Here is a 21,059-nt window from a genome sequence, read left to right on the forward strand (position 1 = left end):
TCAGGCTATCTTGCTCTTGAAATAGCCCAGAATGCTTTCTGTCTTACCGATGCCCAATAGCTTACGAATAGCGCGCGAAAGCCTTGATTTGAGTGAAAAAAACTTCGGATGAAGGATAATTTTAGCAACTGCGACCTCAAAGGGCTGATCAATCAACAGCGCCTTGGGATGCTTTAACGGAAACTCCATAGGCCGAGTTGGAAGACCGCAGAATCGCTCGGTCATGACGTCTTCCATCGATGTGCCACCGTGCGTCGAATCAGCATCCACCCCAATATTGGTGATCTGATTGTACGCCGGCACGATACCGTACACATTGTGGGCGCGAATGGAAAAACTCATTTGATAATCCCATGAATAGAACCGACCCGTCTTGGCCCTGGCATCCAATTCATACTCTACATTGTAGCGATCCTGATAGTAGAGTTTTTCATATGCATATTCATGACGAATGCGATCACGCACATAGGGATCTTGCCACAGACCAAGCTCACCGTCATAGAAGGGTATAAATTTACTTGCCCAGGATGCCCAGCCACACGGCATCATATTCTTGGTAAACACGTAACTTGAACCATCTTGCGGCGCATACGTCTTCAGGTAGTTCGTCCCGCATATCCACAAGACACGGGTATCGTGCTCATACCTTGCCAACAACTCTTTGCAGAATTGGAAAAAGGTAATTTCCGGCAAGTTATCATCTTCCAGAAAAATAGCGAACGGCTCTTGCTGCAGCACCCACTTAGCGCCACCCGCTATGTTTTCATATACACCCACGTTCTGCGCTTCGTATTTCCTGACAATCTCGCATTCCCAGGTAATAGCCCGCTCGATCGCCTCACGGCACTCAGCGACCTGGCGACGCTCGTCATCGGTTCGCCCACCATCAGAAAGCAGGTACAGACGCGCAGGAGCAACCTTGGCAAGCTGCTTGATGATTTCCAGAGGCTTGTCAATACGCTTGAACAAGAACAATGCCACCGGTACGTCGAATTTCTCCATAAATCGCCTACCTTCCACTTCTTGACAGGGTGTCACTTCCCGACAACCTATTGATATCCGGGAACTTTTTTTACAAGACTGTAACTGTATACGATCTCGAGCATAGCTGAAGTTACCAAGCCGAGCACCACAGAACTGATATCCCAGTGGATGCTCAAGTACAGCGCGCAAAAGCAATAGAATGAAATAATCGATACAATCTGATTTTTTAGCACCAAACTATAACATTGGTTCGGAACATAGATGAAATAAATATGACTACCAACAATGAGGTAGGTCAGGATACTGAAGCTAAGCAGGATCGATAGGTAATACGCCTGCTCCATACCAGGTGGTGCAATCAGCGCCACCACCCAATATCCAGCAACCACAACCGACAAGATACACAGCAAACCTACGCCAAGCTCGATTTTTATAATTTTGCTAATCAACTCACGTCGTGCATTGCGAATTAGCGCAGGGAACAATGCCGCATTTATATTTGATGCTAACAAGCTCGGCACCGAAAATATCTTGTTCGCAAGGTCGTAAATCGCAACCTCTCGCATACCAAAGAGGCTACCAATAATGATTTCAATACTTTTCTGCTTAAACGTGTTGGCTGCGGTAGACCAGAAAAATGGTTGCACTTCCAACAGCAATTCCTTGACCTCTTTTACAGCGGGAAAGGCTGGACGCTCGCACCCCCGAGCGGCAAAAAGAAATGCGACCAGGCTGGCGAGCACGTTGACCCCCACAACAATCCCTGTGTAAATGCCTACATCTCCTTCTTGGGTAACCATCAGGAAGATCAAAGGCAACGACAGCAACTTCAGCAGTAACTGAATGTTCGTCAACACCTTCATCTTTTGCATACCATGGAAGTACCACAGCGGCAGAAACACACTGGACAGCACGTTGACGTAGGCCAGGGCAAACACCAGCCAATGCGAACGCATAAATTCAAAAAATGCTATCAAAATTACAAAAATAGCTGTGGCCGCGCAGGCCAGCCACGTTTTGGCCAGTAACACGCGCGCCAGCAGACTACCATGCCCGGCTTTATTCTCTTGCTCCAGCGAAACCAGCTTTGCTGCATGAATATCAAAGCCGTAGTTTACAAGCACCATGAAGTACATGGCGACGCCGGATGCGAATACATACAGCCCAAAATTCTCCACCCCAAGGCGGTGAATGACATAAGGGTAGATCAGCAGGTAAAAGAAAGAGTTCATAACCTGCAATACCGTCATGTGCAGGTAATTACTAACAACTTTCAGGTTGTTTTTATAGAGTTTCTTAACCTGAACAAGATTCAATTCACGCCCCTTCTAGCACAACGATAACACCTGAGCCGAGCCACTCATCATGCAAACCGCGCTTTCTTCCCGCGCACAAAAAAACGAATTAGTGCAACGAATACTCCCAAACCAGCGCCCAATACCAGCCCACCCAGCATAATCAAAACCTTCCTCGGCTTAATAGGTTGGTCCGGCACTGCAAGCACACCATCCCGCTGATAAACACGGAAGGCATCCTCGTTGATTTTCAAATCACGATAAAATGCCATGCGCTCTTCAAGCTGACGTAAATTGGCAATATATGGATCGTCAGACTGACGCATCGCCATATTATTAATTTCGGCCCGAATCGCTTCGCTACCACGCATGTATGCAAGATCACCATCCATCCGTGCCGACAACTCCGAAGCACTACCCGTAATAATAGGGGGCTTCCTCAAACCGACTGACAAGGCAATTGACAGCGCTTCCTTCAATTTAATCAGTCGGTCTTCTCGCTCTTTGCGCGCGACCTCACGCTTCCCGGATATTTCTTTATCCAACATGACTGCGCGCATAGATGCATCTGAAAGGGCATTTTTTACTAGTTCGCTCTTGGTCATTTCAGCAGCGGTATTCGCGAGCGCATCTGCCAACTTCACTGCTGCTGCAGGCTCAGAATCAGAGACACTGACCACATAGCGCGCAGCAGCGTCATCACCCGTCTTGCTAATCACAAACAAGCGAGAGAATCGCGTAAACAATACATTCTGCGGCTGTGCTTTCTGGCTTTCAGAAAGCGAAGGAAAGAAGATTTCCTCGAATACCTTCCGTCGCGCATTTTCCGAATACAGATGACGCGCATATAGCTCATACACATCCTTGACTGTAATCACCGCCAAGCCGGTAGCCTCACCACGCCCATAATTAATGAGGGAAATATCATTATGAGAGGGCGCAACGATCGCAAGATCGGCCTGATATACAGGTTGACGTGTAAACGCGTAAAGTGCTGCCAGCAACAACAACGCGAGTGTTAATCCGGCTATCAAAACCTTTTGCGCCCACACGCTTTTAAACAGCTCACCCAGATCAACTTCCTCACCACCGCGGTATTGCTCGCTAGCCATTCTATTTTTAATCCTTTTCTCACCAGCACTTTTACTTTCGCCCCCTCCCCAGCCGCCAAGCCAGCAACCGAAAAAACGAGGGTTATAAAAAAACAGCGAATGCCGAATAGCACCCGCAAAGGGGGAAATTTTACTGCCCAAAAAGAACTGCTCGAGGCTCTCCTCATACCAGCAGGCTTCTCGGCTTTAGAATATCCCATACGAAAGTAATAGCAAGAGTGATGGCAATTTACCTCCCTGCAAACGCGAACGCCTATCAATACCAAAAATGTATTTAATCACCCTGCCGACTTCCACGTGAAACCCTGTAGCCATCGCGATCGCTCAGGATTTAGGTAGAAATCACCTGGTTCCAAAAGTTCCTGAAAAAAAAGACCATTAGTCTGCCATGCTATCTTGGTATACCAACTTCCGGCATGACGCTCGAACAAGCAGCATCATTGCGTAATGCCCTTGCCAGCAGGTGTTTGGCGCCTGCCTCACCATGTACAAGCAGTATTTGCCGCGCTGGCGACCGCCCCTGGAGGGCGAACCTTACAAGCCCCAATTGATCTGCATGCCCTGCAAAGCCAGCGATCGTCCTAACCTTGAGATGCACCTCATACATCCGCCCATCCAGATCAACCTGCACAAACCCTTCCGCCCCTTCGCTAGCCTGTATCACCGCCCCCGGCGTACCCTTGGCCTGATAGCCCACAAACATCACCTCATGCCGCGGATCTGCCAGCATGGCCTTGAGGTAATTGACGATACGCCCACCCGAGCACATGCCATTGCCGGCAATCACAATCGCCGGGCGACCGGTACTCTTGAGGTAGTTGACCACCTGCTGGTGGCGAGCATGGGTATCCACGCTGATCAGCTGACTGAAGCCGAGCGGATCACGCCCTTCAGCAACACGCGCCCTGGCCTCGTCATTCCAGTATTCGTGCAGCTCCCGGTAAACGCTGGTGATGCGCTGAGCCAGAGGCGAGTCGAGGATGATGGGCAACTGGGACCAGTCGATCGGCTCACCATCAGGGGCTGGACCGGCTGTGCCCAGTAGTGCCTTGCGGTGCAGGATATCTTCCAGCTCAAACAGCACTTCTTGAGTGCGACCAAGACTGAATGCAGGGATCAGAATAGTGCCCTTGTCGGCGAGGGCGCGATCAATGGCATCTTCCAGCCGCCGCCTACGGTCGTCGACATGCGAATGCAGGCGGTCGCCATAGGTACTTTCCAGTACGAGCACATCAGCACGCTCTGGTGGCTGAACCGGACGCAGCAAGGGGTTACCACACGCACCCAGGTCGCCGGAGAACACATAACGGCTGTTGGATTGCCCATGCTGCATGTCGCACTCGACATAAGCCGAGCCCAACAGATGGCCTGCGCGCTGCAAGCGAATGCGGCAGCCAAGGCCGGGATGCTCAACCAACGTGTGCCACTGCTCGAAAGGCAGCGGCACGATAAGGTCACGAATAAAATCGATATACCGCGCCACCTGCGCAGGCTCACTGCTGATGGTCAGTTTGTAGGCATCTTCCAGCACCAACGGCAGCAGCCGGGCTGAGGGCTCGCTACACAGGATGGGGCCGCGATAGCCGGCGGCAAGCAGCGCCGGGATTCGACCAACGTGGTCGAGATGTACGTGGGTGATAACCAGAGCCCGGATACCCTGAATGTCGAAGCCGAGCGCCGCGCTTTCCGCACCCGGCGCCGCTTCGCTTCCCTGCTCCAGGCCGCAGTCGATCAACAGGCTGGTTGACGGATCGACGTGCAACTGGTGGCAAGACCCGGTGACGCCGCGGGTACCACCGTGATGGGAAAGGCTGGGATATTCCATGCTGCGCACACTCGCCTGGGCCGAAAATGAAGTGCGCTATTACTCCATGTCAACCGATGTATGCATAGGTGAAACTTTCCTAAGCAGGTGTAGGAAATTTCCTTAATTTCCGCTTAGTGCCGCCTGTCGCGCAGAGGCCCTGATTTTGCGCTTGCTGCGCTGCACACCATAAGCCCCCAGCAATGGCCCTACCGCCAGACCAATGACCAAAGCTGCCAGTACCAGTACGGCAACCGGCATGGCCGGCGCGGCCCAACCGAACAGAACCAACGACACGGCCTGCTGGTTCTCCAGCACGAAGAACAGCACCACAGCCGCCAACAGCAGCACGAATACCGCCGCCAGGGCGCGCTTGAGGTTACGCATCAGATTCCTCCTTGGTTGATCAGGCTTCAGCCTCGTCTTCTTCATTGACCCGATCACGCAGCTCTTTGCCGGGCTTGAAGTGCGGCACGAATTTACCTTCGAGGCTGACCGACTGGCCGGTTTTTGGGTTGCGACCCACACGAGGTGCGCGATAGTGCAGCGAGAAGCTGCCAAAACCGCGAATTTCGATGCGATCGCCAGTGGCCAGGCATTGTGACATCTGCTCAAGCATGGTCTTGATGGCCAGCTCCACGTCCTTGGACGAGAGCAGCCCCTGATGGGTGACAATACGTTCGATCAGCTCCGACTTCGTCATATTTTTCCCTTCGTTATCAAGCAGCTAGATCATTGCTTAACCAGTTTGTAGCACGCCGGGAAGGTTTTGAACAGGGTGGATCTTGACTTAATAAAAAAATTCAAGATTGAAGTTTTACAAGAATGGTCTAGTCGGCGGGGGCATGTAGGTGTCCGGCAATGGATTTGCGGTGGCGCGGCAATCGAGCGCCGCCCGCGCGGCGCATCGCGAGCTGCGCTCGCTCCTACGTTTGTTTCGGGCCAATTTTTCCTGATGGATTTGCGCGTGGACGCCTTGGTACATGGCGCGATATCGCGTCGTTTAAACAAGGCAGTCGCGCGCGCCTGTCACAATCGATACTGGCCCGAAACAAACGTAGGAGCGAGCGCAGCTCGCGATGCGCCGCGCGGGCGGCGCTCGATCTGCGCAACACCGCAAATCCCACGCCATCCATTTACACGCTGAAACCCTTGTTAGCGCCAGCCCCGTCCACCGCAACTACGCTGCCTTGGCACACACATACTCAAGGATGAACGCAATGCCCCTCCACGGCCATAGACTCCGCCATGCCCGATGCTCGGTGCCAGGCAGGCTTTACATGCTGACAACTGTAACCCACCTGCGTCAGCCCCTGTTCCACAACCTTCACCATGCCCGCTTGACAATCCACAACCTACGCCATGCAGATCAGCAGCAGCACTGCCGCTCGCTCGCCTGGGTACTGATGCCAGACCATTTGCACTGGTTGATCGAATTGAAAGACACGACGCTTAGTAAACTGATGCAACGCTTCAAGTGCCAATCCAGCAATGCATTGCGCCAAGCCGGGGTGAAGATGTTGCCGATATGGCAGGCCGGATATTACGACCGCGCATTGCGCCGAGACGAAGATATTCTCAAGGCTGCAAGGTATATCGTGGCAAACCCGATCAGGGCGGGGTTAGTTAGCAGAGCTGGTGATTACCCGCATTGGGATGCGGTGTGGCTTTGAGGGTATGGCGGTAGAGTGCCTGCGCCTGGGAGATCAAGCGCCGCGCGGGCGGCGCTCGATCTATCGAACACCACAAACCTCACGACGAACACGACTAAACCCAACCCAAAATCCACGATCGAGTAGGAGGCGGCTTCACAGCCGCCGTCCTCTCACACCACCGTGCGTACGGTTCCGTACACGGCGGTTCAGGTTATACGGCTAAGCCGGTTTATCGTATCCAGTATCGAGACCAGTCCGAACCTATCCCATAGCCTCTTCGGTAGCGCCTGATTCACATGAGATGCTCCCGAGTTCCACCACGGGCCTCGGCCATTAAAGGCCGATTTACAGGCACGTTCTTCGCTCAGGCCCAGGCGCATCAGGTTGCGCGCCCTCGTTGAGGGCCGTTTCCATTGACGCCAGATGACGCAGCGAAGTTTATGCCTGACCCAACCATCCAATTTCTCAAGTGGGCGTTTGCTCTGGCTGAGCTTGAAGTAGCCAGCCCAGCCTCGCAGGACAGGGTTGATTCGCTCAATGACAGTCGCCACTTTGCGGGCCCTTACACTGCGTAGCAATATTCTGAGTCGGTCGCGTAAGCGCCCCAGGCTCATCGTTGCCACACGCAGCCTTGGTTGCTGGTGCCTGCTCATCCCGTAACCCAAGTAGTCACACTTCCAAGCCCCTGCTACTTGGCTCTTCTTCCGGTTCACCGTCAGTTTCAAACGATGGCACAGGAAGCGCTCGATACTGGCCAACACCCGCTCGCCCGCCCGAGGACTGCGCACATAAATGTTCGCATCATCGGCGTAGCGCACGAAGCGATGACCCCGCCGTTCCAATTCGCGGTCGAGCTCATCCAGAAGGATATTCGACAGCAACGGCGAGAGTGGGCCGCCTTGCGGTGTCCCCTCTTGCCGTTGGCTGACGATACCGCCCGACATGGCCCCAGCTTCAAGGTAGCGGCGGATGAGCCTAAGCACTCGCTTGTCTTCGACGCGACGCTGCAAGCAGGCCATCAGGATGTCGTGGTTGACCCGATCAAAGAACTTTTCCAGATCAAGCTCCACGCACCAGCGATGCCCCGCCGCCACATGGGAGCGGGCCAGTTCAACGGCTTGGTGAGCGCTTTTGCCCGGACGAAAACCGTAGCTGTAGTCCGAAAACAGCGGATCGAAGAGTAGCGTGAGTTGTTGCTGTAATGCTTGCTGGATCAGGCGATCCACGACGGTGGGGATTCCCAGTTGCCGTGTGCCGCCCTGCGGCTTGGGAATTTCAACCGCTCGCACTGCTTGGGGATGGTATTCACCGGCCAGCAACCTGGCCTTGAGGGTTGGCCAATACTGTTTCACGTAGCCCGCCAAGTCAGCGACCGTCATGCCATCGGCACCCGGAGCCCCCTTGTTGCTAACCACGCGTTGATACGCACGCCTGAGGTTGGCCGGTGCAAGCACCCGCTCCATCAGCGTGTCCGGCTCCGCGTTCGTCCACGTCGCTGACGCCGCCGGCACCTTTGCACTGTCAGGCATCACCCTCGGCTTCTGGCCGGGATTCGGAGTGACAGATTCCGTTGTAGGAAATTTCTGCATTACGGCTACCAACGAGACAGTGACGCCTACTGGCGGCATAACCTGTTCGGCCCTTGGTGGCGCGGTTAACCGCCACTTACTACGGCCTCGGCTGACTTCTGCACGCTCGTCCCGTCGCCTCTCGACGCTCGGTAGCACAGTGGCAAACGTGCAGATCTCCCAGGGTAATTCGCGTGACCTTCCTGCTTATGCCTGTCGGATTTACGTCACAGCGTCCCGTGCAAGTACTGGGCTTTGACGATTTGGGCCGCCTCACCCCGCTGTGCCGCCTCTATCCGCTTCCTGTTCGTCAGGCCAGCAGTTTGCCTCGGGCTTCCTTCAGATTCGCGGTCGCCCACGACACCCTTGCCTCTGGCTAACACTTCCCCTTGCCGGGTGTGTAGAGGACTTTCACCTCCAAGTCACCCGCTTTGGCCACCACAACCAAGCGGGTTGCGCTACGCGCAACGCGCCATGCCTGGCGCACCCAAAAAAAAGGGCGACCCGAGGGTCGCCCTTTTTACCGATCAAACAGAACTCAGTTCTGCTTGGCCATTGCTTCGCGCAGCAGCGCAGCCATGGTGGTGTCGGCAGCCGCTTCCGGAGCGTTTTTCAGGCTCTGGATGGCTTCGCGCTCTTCAGCGTCGTCTTTCGATTTGATCGACAGGCTGATAACGCGGGACTTGCGGTCAACGCTGATGATCTTGGCTTCGATCTCTTCGCCTTCCTTCAGAACGTTACGCGCGTCTTCAACGCGGTCACGGCTGATTTCGGAAGCTTTCAGAGTAGCTTCGATGTCGTCGGCCAGGGTGACGATGGCGCCTTTGGCGTCAACTTCTTTCACGATGCCCTTGACGATAGCGCCCTTGTCATTGACAGCAACGAAGTTGGAGAACGGATCGTCTTCCAGCTGCTTGATGCCCAGGGAGATGCGCTCGCGCTCTGGGTCGACCGACAGGATGACGGTTTCCAGCTCGTCGCCCTTCTTGAAACGACGTACGGCTTCTTCGCCGGTTTCGTTCCAGGAGATGTCGGACAGGTGAACCAGACCGTCGATGCCGCCGTCCAGACCGATGAAGATACCGAAGTCGGTGATCGACTTGATGGTACCGGTGATCTTGTCACCCTTGTTGAACTGGCCGGAGAAGTCTTCCCATGGGTTGGACTTGCACTGCTTGATGCCCAGGGAGATACGACGACGCTCTTCGTCGATGTCCAGAACCATGACTTCCACTTCGTCGCCAACCTGAACGACTTTCGACGGGTGGATGTTCTTGTTGGTCCAGTCCATTTCGGAAACGTGTACCAGACCTTCAACGCCTTCTTCCAGCTCAGCGAAGCAGCCGTAGTCGGTCAGGTTGGTAACGCGCGCTTGTACGCGAGTACCTTCTGGGTAACGGGCAGTGATAGCTACCCACGGATCTTCGCCCATCTGCTTCAGACCCAGCGATACGCGGTTGCGCTCGCGGTCGAACTTCAGAACGCGTACGTCGACTTCGTCGCCAACGTTAACGATTTCCGATGGGTGCTTGATGCGTTTCCAAGCCATGTCGGTGATGTGCAGCAGGCCGTCGATACCGCCCAGGTCCACGAATGCGCCGTAGTCGGTGAGGTTCTTGACGATACCCTTGACTTGCTGGCCTTCCTGCAGGGTTTCCAGCAGGGCTTCGCGCTCGGCGCTGTTCTCGGCTTCCAGCACGCTGCGACGCGAAACAACAACGTTGTTGCGCTTCTGGTCCAGCTTGATGACCTTGAATTCCAGCTCTTTGCCTTCCAGGTGGGTGGTGTCGCGCACTGGGCGGACATCAACCAGGGAGCCCGGCAGGAACGCACGGATGCCGTTAACGTCGACAGTGAAGCCGCCTTTAACCTTACCGTTGATAACGCCCTTGACCACTTCTTCGGCGGCGAAAGCTGCTTCCAGAACAATCCAGCACTCGGCGCGCTTGGCTTTTTCACGGGACAGTTTGGTTTCGCCAAAGCCGTCTTCGACCGCGTCCAGCGCAACGTGCACTTCGTCACCGACCTTGATGGTCAGCTCGCCAGCTTCGTTGTAGAACTGCTCGAGCGGGATGACGCCCTCGGACTTCAGGCCAGCGTGTACGGTAACCCAGTCGCCGTCGATGTCGACAACGATACCGGTGATGATCGCACCCGGCTGAAGATTGAGGGTTTTCAGGCTTTCTTCAAAGAGTTCTGCAAAGCTTTCGCTCATTTTAATTCCTGTAGATTCGGGCGAAACAAACGCCCATAACCACATTCCAGACAATGTGGGTTCGTTTTAAGTAAAGGAAAGCCGGCAGGACGTTGACTGGTGCCCCTGCCTGCTTTCCTGGCTATCAGGCGAGATCGCGCTGGGCGATTTCACTTCTGATACGTTGCAACACCTGCTCGATGGACAACTCGGTAGAGTCCAACTGAATGGCATCGGCCGCTGGCTTCAGCGGGGCCACTGCACGTTGGGTGTCGCGCTCATCACGCGCACGAATCTCATCCAGCAGACTCGACAGACTAACATCTTCACCCTTGCCCTTCAACTGCAGGTAACGGCGACGTGCGCGCTCCTCCGCACTGGCGGTGAGGAAGACCTTCAATGGCGCGTCCGGGAACACCACGGTACCCATGTCGCGGCCGTCGGCGATAAGCCCCGGCACGTCGCGGAATTCACGCTGGCGCACCAACAGTGCATCACGCACGGCCGGCAGCGAGGCCACCATCGACGCACCCGCGCCGACGGTTTCGGTACGGATGACGTTGCTGACGTCCTCACCCTCGAGGATGATTTGTTGCAGCTTACCGGGCTCGGCGGCGATGAACTGCACATCCAGATGGGCGGCAAGCTTGGTCAGCAACTCTTCGTTGGTCAGGTCGACGCCGTGGTTGCTGGCATTGAATGCCAGCAACCGGTAAAGCGCGCCAGAATCCAGCAGCTTCCAGCCCAGCTCACGGGCCAGCAGGCCGGCGACCGTGCCCTTGCCCGAGCCGCTCGGCCCGTCGATGGTGATGACCGGTGCCAGCGAATTCACGACTTGCCCTCTTCCGCCACGCGGATGCCCACTTCGGCGCACAGTGCCAGGAAGTTGGGGAACGAGGTGGCGACGTTGGCGCAGTCGTGGATGCGGATCGGCGCACTGGCGCGCAGCGAGGCTACGCTGAAGGCCATGGCGATGCGGTGGTCACCATGCCCGTGTACTTCGCCGCCGCCCAACTGGCCGCCGTCGATGATGATGCCGTCCGGGGTCGGCTCGCACTTGATTCCCAGCGTGATCAGGCCGTCAGCCATGACCTGGATGCGGTCGGACTCCTTCACCCGCAGCTCTTCGGCGCCACGTAGCACTGTGCGCCCTTCAGCGCATGCAGCCGCGACGAACAGCACCGGGAATTCGTCGATGGCCAGCGGCACCAACGCTTCTGGAATATCGATACCTTTGAGCTGGGCACCGCGCACACGCAGGTCGGCCACTGGCTCGCCGCCGACTTCACGCTGGTTTTCCAGGGTGATGTCGCCACCCATCAGGCGCAGAATGTCGATTACGCCGGTACGGGTCGGGTTGATGCCAACGTGCTCCAGCACCAACTCGGAGCCTTCGGCGATAGAAGCTGCCACCAGGAAGAACGCCGCCGAGGAAATGTCGGCCGGCACTTCGATGCGGGTAGCGGTCAGTTTGCCGCCGGACTGCAGCGAAGCGACCGGGCCGTTGCTTTCGACCGAATAGCCGAAACCACGCAGCATGCGCTCGGTGTGGTCACGGGTAGGCGCAGGCTCGGTGACAGTGGTCTTGCCTTCGGCGTACAGGCCAGCCAGCAGCAGGCAGGATTTGACCTGGGCGCTGGCCATCGGCAGCGTGTAGGTCAGCCCCTTGAGCTTGTGGCCACCACGGATGGTCAGCGGCGGGCGGCCTTCCGGGCCGGTCTCGACCACGGCACCCATTTCGCGCAGCGGGTTGGCCACACGGTTCATCGGGCGCTTGGACAGCGAGGCGTCGCCCGTCATGGTCACGTCGAACGACTGACCGGCCAACAGGCCCGACAGCAGGCGCATCGAAGTACCGGAGTTACCCACATACAGCGGGCCAGGCGGCGGCTTGAGGCCATGCAGGCCGACACCATGAATGGTCACTCGACCATGGTTGGGGCCTTCGATGACCACACCCATGTCACGGAATGCCTGCAAGGTCGCCAGCGCGTCTTCACCCTCGAGGAAGCCTTCGACCTCGGTAGTGCCTTCGGCCAGCGAGCCGAGCATGATCGAGCGGTGAGAAATCGACTTGTCGCCCGGTACGCGAATCCGCCCGTTCAGGCGGCCACCCGGTTGGGCCAGGAAAATCAGATCGTTGGCGTTCATAGCGTCCACATAGGCCCGGCGGGCCAGGATTTTACTGAAATGCTCGCGGGCAACCCGAGCGCGGGTGAATACACCCAGCAGTTGGTGCCCGTCCCCTTCAGCGATCGCGTCGCGCAAGGCGTCGAGATCGCTGCGATATGTATCAAGCGTGCGCAGGACAGCGTCGCGGTTGGCGAGGAAGATGTCGTGCCACATGGTCGGGTCGCTGCCGGCGATTCTTGTGAAATCGCGGAAGCCTCCCGCAGCGTACCGGAAGATCTCGAGGTTTTCATTGCGCTTGGCCAGCGAATCGACCAAGCCAAAGGCCAGCAGGTGCGGCAGATGACTGGTGGCGGCCAGCACTTCATCATGGCGCTCGACCGACATGTGCTCCACGTCGGCATCCAGCGCACGCCACAGGCGGTCGACCAAGGCCAGCGCCGCCGGGTCGGTTTCGACCAGCGGCGTGAGAATCACCTTGTGCCGACGGAACAGGGTGGCGTTTGAGGCCTCTACCCCGCTTTGCTCGGAGCCGGCGATGGGATGGCCTGGAACGAAGCGTGGCAGGCGCTGCCCGAAAACGGCGCGCGCCTCACGAACGACGTTGCCCTTGGCACTGCCGACGTCGGTGATGATCGCATCACCCAGGTCGAGCTGGGCCAAGCGGGCCAGGACTTTCTCCATGGCCAGGATTGGCACGGCCAGCTGGATGACATCGGCACCGACACAGGCAGCAGCCAGGTCTTCTTCGCAGCGGTCGACCACGCCCAGGGCCACGGCCTGCTTGCGCGAAGGGGCATCCAGGTCGACCCCGACCACTTCCCGGCACAGGCCGCTTTCACGCAGGCCCTTGGCGAACGAGCCACCGATCAGGCCGAGGCCGACCACGACCAAGCGGTTGATGATTGGTGCGGGTTTGGTTTTTGCTGCATTTACCACTGATGCGAACCCTGTTCTGAAATCTGGACAGCCTGTGAGACCGCAGGGGGCTGCTTTGCAGCCCATCGCGACACAAGGCCGCTCCTACAAGGGACTGCGTACTCCTGTAGGAGCGGCCTCGTGTCGCGAAGGGCCGCGCAGCGGCCCCGGCAACCTTGAATCAAAGCACCGCCTTTGGATAAGAGCCCAGCACCTTCAGCGCCACAGCCTCCTGGCTGATCTGCTCGAGCACCGCCTTGATCAGCGGGTCGCGGTGGTGGCCAACGAAGTCGATGAAAAACACGTAGGTCCACTTGCCGCTGCGCGACGGGCGGGTCTCGATACGGGTCAGGTCGATGCCGTTCTGGTGGAACGGCACCAGCAACTCGTGCAGGGCACCTGGCTTGTTGCTCATCGACACGATGATCGAGGTCTTGTCGTCACCGGTCGGTGGCACTTCCTGGCTACCAATCATCAGGAAGCGCGTGGAGTTGTCCGGGCGGTCTTCGATTTTCTCGGCCAGGCGGGTCAAACCGTACAGGTTGGCCGCCATGTCGCCGGCGATCGCCGCCGAGTTCCACTCGCCCTTGACCCGTTTGGCCGCTTCGGCGTTGCTCGACACGGCCACGCGCTCAACGTTCGGGTAATGCGCGTCCAGCCACTTGCGGCACTGGGCCAGCGACTGGGCGTGGGAGTAGATGCGGGTGATGCTGTCGGTCTTGGTGTTCTCGCCCACCAGCAGGTGGTGGTGGATACGCAGCTCGACTTCGCCGCAAATCACCATGTCATGCTCGAGGAAGCTGTCCAGGGTGTGGCTGACCGCACCTTCGGTGGAGTTTTCCACCGGCACCACGCCGAAGTTGACGGCACCGGCCGCCACTTCACGGAACACTTCGTCGATGGCCGCCATTGGCCGGCTGACCACCGCGTGGCCGAAGTGTTTCATGGCCGCGGCTTGGGTGAACGTACCCTCGGGGCCGAGGTAGGCGACTTTCAGCGGCTCTTCCAGGGCCAGGCACGACGACATGATTTCGCGGAACAGCCGCGCCATCTCTTCGTTGCCCAGCGGGCCCTTGTTACGCTCCATCACGCGCTTGAGCACCGCAGCCTCACGCTCGGGACGGTAGAACACCGGCTTCTCGCCTTCTTTCAGCGAGGCGGTCTTGACCCGGGCCACTTCTTCGGCGCAACGGGCGCGGTCGCTGATCAGCTCGAGGATTTTCTCGTCGAGGCTGTCGATGCGTACGCGCAGCGCCTTGAGCTCCTGTTCGGACATCAGCCGTGCTCCTTCTCGAATTCAGCCATGTAGCCCACCAGCGCGTCCACCGCCTCCAGGCCCAGGGCGTTGTAGATGGAGGCGCGCATGCCGCCAACCGAACGGTGGCCCTTGAGATTGAGCAGGCCACGGGCGTCGGCGCCGGCGAGGAAGGCCTTGTCCAGGCGCTCATCAGCCAGGCGGAACGGCACGTTCATCCACGAACGAGCATTGACGCTGATCGGGTTGGTGTAGAAATCGCTGTTGTCGATGAAGCCGTACAGACGCTCTTTCTTGGCGCGGTTGCGCTGCTCCATGGCGTCGACGCCACCCTGCTCTTTCAACCACTCGAAGACCAGGCCCGAGAGGTACCAGGAGTAGGTGGCCGGAGTGTTGTACATCGAACCGTTGTCGGCCGACACCTTGTAGTCGAGCATGGTCGGGCAGCTGCTGCGGGCGCGGCCCAGCAGGTCTTCACGGACGATCACCACCACCAGGCCGCTTGGGCCGATGTTCTTCTGCGCGCCGGCGTAGATCAGACCGTACTGCGACACATCGATCGGACGCGAGAGGATATCGGACGACATGTCGACGACCAGCGGCACGTCACCGGTTTCCGGCACCCAGTCAAACTGCAGGCCGCCAATGGTCTCGTTGGACGCATAGTGCACGTAGGCCGCGTTCTTGGTCAGGCTCCACTCGTTCTGACCTGGGATGGCCAGGTAATCGTATGGCTTGGCGCTGGCGGCGACATTGACGTTGCCAAAGCGGCGCGCCTCCTCGATGGCCTTTTTCGACCAGATACCGGTTTCGATGTAGTCGGCGGTACCGTTTTCCGGCAGCAGGTTCAGCGGGATTTCAGCGAACTGCTGGCTGGCACCACCCTGCAGGAACAACACCTTGTAGTTGGAGGGGACGGACAGCAGGTCACGCAGGTCCTGCTCGGCCTTTTCGGCGATGGCCACGTAATCGTCGCTGCGATGGCTCATTTCCATCACCGACAAGCCCTTGCCACGCCAGTCCAGCATCTCGGCCTGGGCGCGCTGCAGGACAGCGTCAGGAAGCGCGGCAGGGCCTGCGCAGAAGTTAAAGGCTCGTTTGCTCACATCCACTCTCGCTCTGCCAAATAGAACAAATTCGTTGTTGCCTGCTGCAATCAGTCAAACGGGGCGACCTTGGTCGCCCCGCTCGGGTTTACGCTTGCTTACTCTTGCGGGGCCTCTTCGGCGCCAGCAGCTTCTTCGTTGTCTGGCGCTTCAGCCTCGACACCCTCCTCGTCCGCCTCGACCACATCATCGAGTTCGTCCTCGGACGGCTCCTGGATACGCTCCAGGCCCACCAGCGTCTCATCAGCCGCCAGCTTGATCAGCGTAACGCCCTGGGTGTTACGGCTCAGGCTGGATACCTCGCCAACCCGGGTGCGCACCAGCGTACCCTGGTCGGAGATCAGCATGATCTCCTCGCCTTCCTGCACCTGGATAGCACCGATCAGCAGACCGTTGCGCCCCTTGGTACCCATGGCGATCACACCCTGGCCACCACGGCCGCGACGCGGGAACTTGGACAGCGGGGTGCGCTTGCCGAAGCCACGCTCGGACGCGGTGAGGATCTGCGAGCCCGACTCGGGGATCAGCATGGAAATGATGCGCTGACCTTTACCCAGTTTCATGCCGCGCACACCACGCGCGTTACGGCCCATTTCACGCACTACGCTCTCGGCGAAGCGGATGACCTTGCCGGCGTCGGAGAACATCATGACTTCTTTGGCGCCGTCGGTGATGGCCGCTGCAATCAAGGTATCGCCTTCCTTCAGCTTCAAGGCGATCAGGCCGTTGGAGCGCGGACGGGCGAACTGCACCAGCGGGGTCTTCTTGACGGTGCCGGAGGCGGTAGCCATGAAGATGTACGCGCCGGTCGGCTCCGCCACCCACTCCGGAGTGTCGCCGTCTTCTTCGTCGACTTCCTCGGCCTCTACCAGCTCACCTTCGAGCACGGTGTCATCCGCTTCTTCCAGCTCTTCGTCGAGGTCGGCGTTCTGCTGCAGCGCTTCGAGGTCGATCTGCAGCATGGCGGTGATGCGCTCACCCTCCTCCAGCGGCAGCAGGTTGACCAGCGGGCGACCACGGGCAGCACGGGACGCTTCGGGGATTTCGTAGGTCTTCTTCCAGTACACCTTGCCCTTGCTGGAGAACAGCAACAGGGTGGCGTGGCTGTTGGCGACCAGCAGGTGCTCGATGTAGTCCTCGTCCTTCACGCCAGTCGCCGACTTGCCTTTGCCGCCACGGCGCTGGGCCTGGTAAGCGGACAATGGCTGGGTCTTGGCATAACCACCGTGAGAGATGGTGACCACGCGCTCTTCTTCCGGGATCATGTCGCCGTAGTTGAGGTCGTGGCTGGCATTGAGGATTTCGGTACGACGGGCATCGCCGTATTCGGCGCGAATGGCTTCCAGCTCTTCGCGGATCACTTCCATCAGGCGCTCGGCGCTGCTGAGGATGCGGATCAGTTCGCCGATCTGCTCGAGGATTTCCTGGTACTCGGCCAGCAGCTTCTCGTGCTCCAGGCCGGTCAGGCGGTGCAGGCGCAGGTCGAGAATGGCCTGAGCCTGCTCAGGCGACAGGAAGTACTTGCCATCATGCAGCCCGTACTGTTCCGGCAGGTCCTCTGGGCGGCAGGAGTCGGCGCCAGCGCGCTCGACCATGACCTGCACGGCGCTGGATTCCCACGGCGTGGAAACCAGGGCTTCCTTGGCTTCGGACGGGGTCGGCGAGGCCTTGATCAGGGCAATGACCGGGTCGATGTTGGACAGCGCGACCGCCTGGCCTTCAAGGATGTGGCCACGTTCACGGGCCTTGCGCAGCTCGAACACGGTACGGCGGGTCACCACTTCACGGCGGTGACGGACGAACGCTTCGAGCAGGTCCTTGAGGTTGAGCAGGCGCGGACGGCCATCGACCAATGCCACCACGTTGATGCCGAACACGCTCTGCAGCTGGGTTTGCTGATAGAGGTTGTTGAGCACCACCTCCGGCACCTCGCCGCGACGCAGCTCGATGACGATGCGCATGCCGTCCTTGTCGGACTCGTCGCGCAGCTCGGTAATGCCTTCGATCTTCTTCTCTTTGACCAGCTCGGCGATCTTTTCGATCAGGCGTGCCTTGTTCAGCTGGTACGGCAGCTCGGTGATAACGATCTGCTGGCGGCCGCCTACCTTGTCGATGTCTTCGATCTCGGAGCGGGCACGCATGTAGATGCGGCCCCGGCCGGTGCGATAGGCCTCGATGATGCCCTGGCGACCGTTGATGATGCCGGCAGTCGGGAAGTCTGGCCCAGGGATGAACTGCATCAGTTCATCAATGGTGACGTCCGGGTTGTCGATCAGCGCCAGGCAGCCGTCGATGACCTCGCCAAGGTTGTGCGGCGGAATGTTGGTCGCCATGCCCACGGCGATACCGCTGGAGCCGTTGACCAGCAGGTTGGGAATACGGGTCGGCATGACCGCCGGAATCTGCTCGGTGCCGTCGTAGTTGGGTACCCAGTCGACGGTTTCCTTGTGCAGGTCGGCCAGCAGCTCGTGGGCCAGCTTGGTCATGCGCACTTCGGTGTATCGCATGGCCGCGGCGTTGTCGCCGTCCACCGAACCGAAGTTGCCCTGACCGTCGACCAGCAGGTAGCGCAGCGAGAACGGCTGGGCCATACGCACGATGGTGTCGTAGACCGCGATGTCGCCGTGCGGGTGGTACTTACCGATCACGTCACCGACCACACGGGCGGATTTCTTGTACGGCTTGTTCCAGTCGTTGCCCAGTTCGCTCATCGCATAGAGAACGCGACGATGCACGGGCTTCAAGCCGTCACGCGCATCGGGCAGCGCTCGCCCGACAATCACGCTCATCGCGTAGTCGAGGTAAGACTGTCTCAGTTCGTCTTCGATATTGACCGGGAGGATTTCTTTGGCCAGTTCGCCCATGAGAAGCCTGATTCCTTTTTCTGGTGAAACTTCGCAGCTCCATCAAGGGCCGAACGAAGCTCGCCGCCGCAGCGCATATGGGTGCGACGACTTACGACAAATCAATGAGTTGTGCCATGGATCTGCGCAATGAAGGCCGCCGTGATGGGCGGTCCTGGAAACTGCCGGATGTTATCACAAAGGCGGGGGCGGTGGGGAGATGTGGCAGGTGGTCTCAGGTGGGTTTGAATCTTGAATTTTCATTGCCTGTACCGGCCTTTTCGCGGCGGTACAGGCAATACAGGCATCAGTGCAACCGCTTGCGGCAAATCAGCTGGGCCAGCTTGGCAGTATCCGGGCGCTCGACGATGCCGCGCTCGGTCACGATCACATCGATCAGGTCGGCCGGGGTCACGTCGAATACCGGGTTGAACACCTCGACATCCGGCACCGCCGGGGCACCGCCAAAGTCCAGCCACTCGTCGGCGTCACGCTCCTCCAACGGGATATCCTCGCCCGTGGCCAGGTTCAGGTCGATGCTGGTGCTCGGCGCCACCACCATGAACCGCACACCATGATGCATGGCGCTGACCGCCAGCTGATAGGTGCCGATCTTGCTGGCCACGTCGCCGTTGGCGGCAATGCAGTCCGCCCCCACCACCACCCAGGTGATGCCTTTGGTCTTCATCAGGTGGGCCAGCGCCGAATCGGCGCACAGGGTCACCGGGATGCCTTCGTTGGCCAGCTCCCAGGCGGTCAGGCGCGAGCCTTGCAACCAGGGACGGGTCTCGCCGGCATAGACCCGCTCGACCATGCCCTCCAGGTAACCGGCGCGAATAACCCCCAGTGCGGTACCAAAGCCGCCGCTGGCCAGGGCGCCGGCGTTGCCGTAGGTGAGCAAGGCCTGGGCATTGCCCTGATGGCGACGGATCAGCTCGATACCTTGCTGGGACATGGTCAGGTTGGCTTCACGGTCGCTTTCATGGATAGCCACGGCTTCGGCTTCCAGCGCGGCGAGCACGTCTTCGTCCGCTCGCAGGCGCAGCAGGCGCTCGCGCATGCGGTTCAGCGCCCAGAACAGGTTGGCAGCAGTGGGGCGCGCTTCGGCCAGGGTGAGAAAGTCTTCTTCCAGGTCCATCTCCCAATCGCCACCCTGGGCCAGCCGCTCTTCAAGGGCCAGCACCAGGCCGTAGGCGGCGGCAATGCCGATGGCCGAAGCCCCGCGCACCACCATGTCGCGGATCGCCGCAGCCACCTGCGCAACATTGTCGCAGGCCAGCCAGCGCTCTTGCGACGGCAGCAGACGCTGGTCGAGCAGGTGCAAGGCGCCGCCCTGCCAGCGGATCGCGGTCACCTTCTCCGCCGCCAAAAGTCGCTCGCGCATCACCTCTCCCTGTCGTTCGGATATCAAAAGCCGGCGATTATAGCGACCCTTGGGGCTGAGCGCTCGGGTATACTCCGGCGCAATTTTGCGAAGTTTCAGAGGACTGTTCAATGAGCAACGTCGACCGCGCCGAAATCGCCAAGTTCGAAGCGCTGGCCCACCGCTGGTGGGACCGCGAAAGCGAGTTCAAGCCGCTGCACGAAATCAACCCGCTGCGCGTCAACTGGATCGACGAGCGGGCCAGCCTGGCCGGCAAGAAAGTGCTGGACGTAGGCTGTGGCGGCGGCATCCTCAGCGAAGCCATGGCCCTGCGCGGCGCCACGGTCACCGGTATCGACATGGGCGAGGCACCGCTGGCAGTGGCCCAACTGCATCAGCTGGAGTCGGGCGTGCAGGTGGAATACCGGCAGATCACCGCCGAAGCGCTGGCCGAGGAAATGCCTGAACAGTTCGACGTGGTCACCTGCCTTGAAATGCTCGAGCACGTGCCCGACCCGTCTTCGGTGATTCGCGCCTGCTACCGCATGGTCAAGCCTGGCGGCCAGGTGTTCTTCTCCACCATCAACCGCAACCCCAAGGCCTACCTGCTGGCCATCGTCGGCGCCGAATACATTCTGAAAATGCTGCCGCGCGGCACCCATGACTTCAAGAAGTTCATCCGCCCGTCCGAGCTGGGTGCCTGGAGCCGCGATGCCGGCCTGCAGGTAAAGGACATCATCGGCCTCACCTACAACCCGCTGACCAAGCACTACAAGCTCAACAGCGACGTCGACGTCAACTACATGATCCAGACCCTGCGCGAGGAATAAGC

The 21,059-nt window shown here is 58.8% G+C and carries 16 protein-coding genes; 2 read left to right on the plus strand and 14 right to left on the minus strand.

Annotated features, from left to right (window positions below; genetic code table 11):
• From Q9451_RS23755 to ihfB, 6 genes are all read right to left on the minus strand, one after another.
• Complete coding sequence (locus Q9451_RS23755; protein WP_012271046.1) at nt 1–1,002, minus strand: hypothetical protein; 1,002 nt, start codon at nt 1,000–1,002, stop codon at nt 1–3.
• Between the two features lie 47 nt (nt 1,003–1,049).
• Nucleotides 1,050–2,300: an oligosaccharide flippase family protein gene (locus Q9451_RS23760; RefSeq protein ID WP_012271045.1), complete on the minus strand. Its 1,251-nt coding sequence runs from the start codon at nt 2,298–2,300 to the stop codon at nt 1,050–1,052.
• A gap of 47 nt (nt 2,301–2,347) precedes the next feature.
• The gene (locus Q9451_RS23765) at nt 2,348–3,532 is read right to left on the minus strand and encodes a Wzz/FepE/Etk N-terminal domain-containing protein (protein ID WP_150104944.1); all 1,185 of its coding nucleotides are present in this window, start codon (nt 3,530–3,532) and stop codon (nt 2,348–2,350) included.
• A 250-nt stretch (nt 3,533–3,782) separates the two neighbouring features.
• Nucleotides 3,783–5,216 carry an MBL fold metallo-hydrolase gene (locus Q9451_RS23770; protein ID WP_012271043.1) on the minus strand — a complete coding sequence of 478 codons (1,434 nt, stop codon included), beginning with the start codon at nt 5,214–5,216 and terminating at the stop codon, nt 3,783–3,785.
• 102 nt (nt 5,217–5,318) lie between these two features.
• Nucleotides 5,319–5,582 (minus strand): lipopolysaccharide assembly protein LapA domain-containing protein, encoded by a 264-nt coding sequence (locus Q9451_RS23775; RefSeq protein ID WP_012271042.1) that lies wholly within the window; start codon nt 5,580–5,582, stop codon nt 5,319–5,321.
• Between the two features lie 19 nt (nt 5,583–5,601).
• Nucleotides 5,602–5,898: an integration host factor subunit beta gene (gene ihfB, locus Q9451_RS23780; RefSeq protein WP_003252675.1), complete on the minus strand. Its 297-nt coding sequence runs from the start codon at nt 5,896–5,898 to the stop codon at nt 5,602–5,604.
• Nucleotides 5,899–6,415: 517 nt separating this feature from the next.
• Between ihfB and Q9451_RS23785 the strand changes: the two genes are divergently transcribed.
• Complete coding sequence (locus Q9451_RS23785) at nt 6,416–6,868, plus strand: transposase (RefSeq protein ID WP_012271041.1); 453 nt, start codon at nt 6,416–6,418, stop codon at nt 6,866–6,868.
• Nucleotides 6,869–7,056: 188 nt separating this feature from the next.
• On the opposite strand, the gene ltrA is transcribed toward Q9451_RS23785, so the two are convergent.
• The 8 genes from ltrA to mtnA form a co-directional block, all read right to left on the minus strand.
• Entirely contained in the window at nt 7,057–8,478 is a 1,422-nt protein-coding gene (ltrA, locus tag Q9451_RS23790; RefSeq protein WP_024718247.1) for a group II intron reverse transcriptase/maturase, read from the minus strand.
• A gap of 478 nt (nt 8,479–8,956) precedes the next feature.
• Entirely contained in the window at nt 8,957–10,633 is a 1,677-nt protein-coding gene (rpsA, locus tag Q9451_RS23795; protein ID WP_003252673.1) for a 30S ribosomal protein S1, read from the minus strand.
• A 124-nt stretch (nt 10,634–10,757) separates the two neighbouring features.
• The gene (cmk, locus tag Q9451_RS23800; protein WP_012271040.1) at nt 10,758–11,444 is read right to left on the minus strand and encodes a (d)CMP kinase; all 687 of its coding nucleotides are present in this window, start codon (nt 11,442–11,444) and stop codon (nt 10,758–10,760) included.
• Entirely contained in the window at nt 11,441–13,648 is a 2,208-nt protein-coding gene (locus Q9451_RS23805) for a bifunctional prephenate dehydrogenase/3-phosphoshikimate 1-carboxyvinyltransferase (protein WP_041166650.1), read from the minus strand. Before Q9451_RS23805 ends, cmk begins: the two co-directional genes overlap by 4 nt.
• A gap of 193 nt (nt 13,649–13,841) precedes the next feature.
• Nucleotides 13,842–14,936 (minus strand): prephenate dehydratase, encoded by a 1,095-nt coding sequence (pheA, locus tag Q9451_RS23810; protein WP_012271038.1) that lies wholly within the window; start codon nt 14,934–14,936, stop codon nt 13,842–13,844.
• Nucleotides 14,936–16,021, minus strand: coding sequence for a 3-phosphoserine/phosphohydroxythreonine transaminase (gene serC / locus Q9451_RS23815; RefSeq protein ID WP_041166649.1), 1,086 nt, complete (start codon nt 16,019–16,021; stop codon nt 14,936–14,938). The genes pheA and serC overlap by 1 nt, the downstream gene beginning before the upstream one ends.
• Nucleotides 16,022–16,119: 98 nt before the next feature.
• Entirely contained in the window at nt 16,120–18,885 is a 2,766-nt protein-coding gene (gene gyrA, locus Q9451_RS23820; RefSeq protein WP_060492588.1) for a DNA gyrase subunit A, read from the minus strand.
• Nucleotides 18,886–19,171: 286 nt separating this feature from the next.
• Entirely contained in the window at nt 19,172–20,248 is a 1,077-nt protein-coding gene (gene mtnA, locus Q9451_RS23825; protein ID WP_012271035.1) for an S-methyl-5-thioribose-1-phosphate isomerase, read from the minus strand.
• Nucleotides 20,249–20,358: 110 nt separating this feature from the next.
• On the opposite strand from mtnA, the gene ubiG reads away from it, so the two are divergent.
• On the plus strand, nt 20,359–21,057 hold the full coding sequence (gene ubiG, locus Q9451_RS23830; protein ID WP_012271034.1) for a bifunctional 2-polyprenyl-6-hydroxyphenol methylase/3-demethylubiquinol 3-O-methyltransferase UbiG: 699 nt from the start codon (nt 20,359–20,361) through the stop codon (nt 21,055–21,057).
• Nucleotides 21,058–21,059: the final 2 nt, after the last annotated feature.

Source organism: Pseudomonas sp. NY8896, assembly GCF_039634505.1.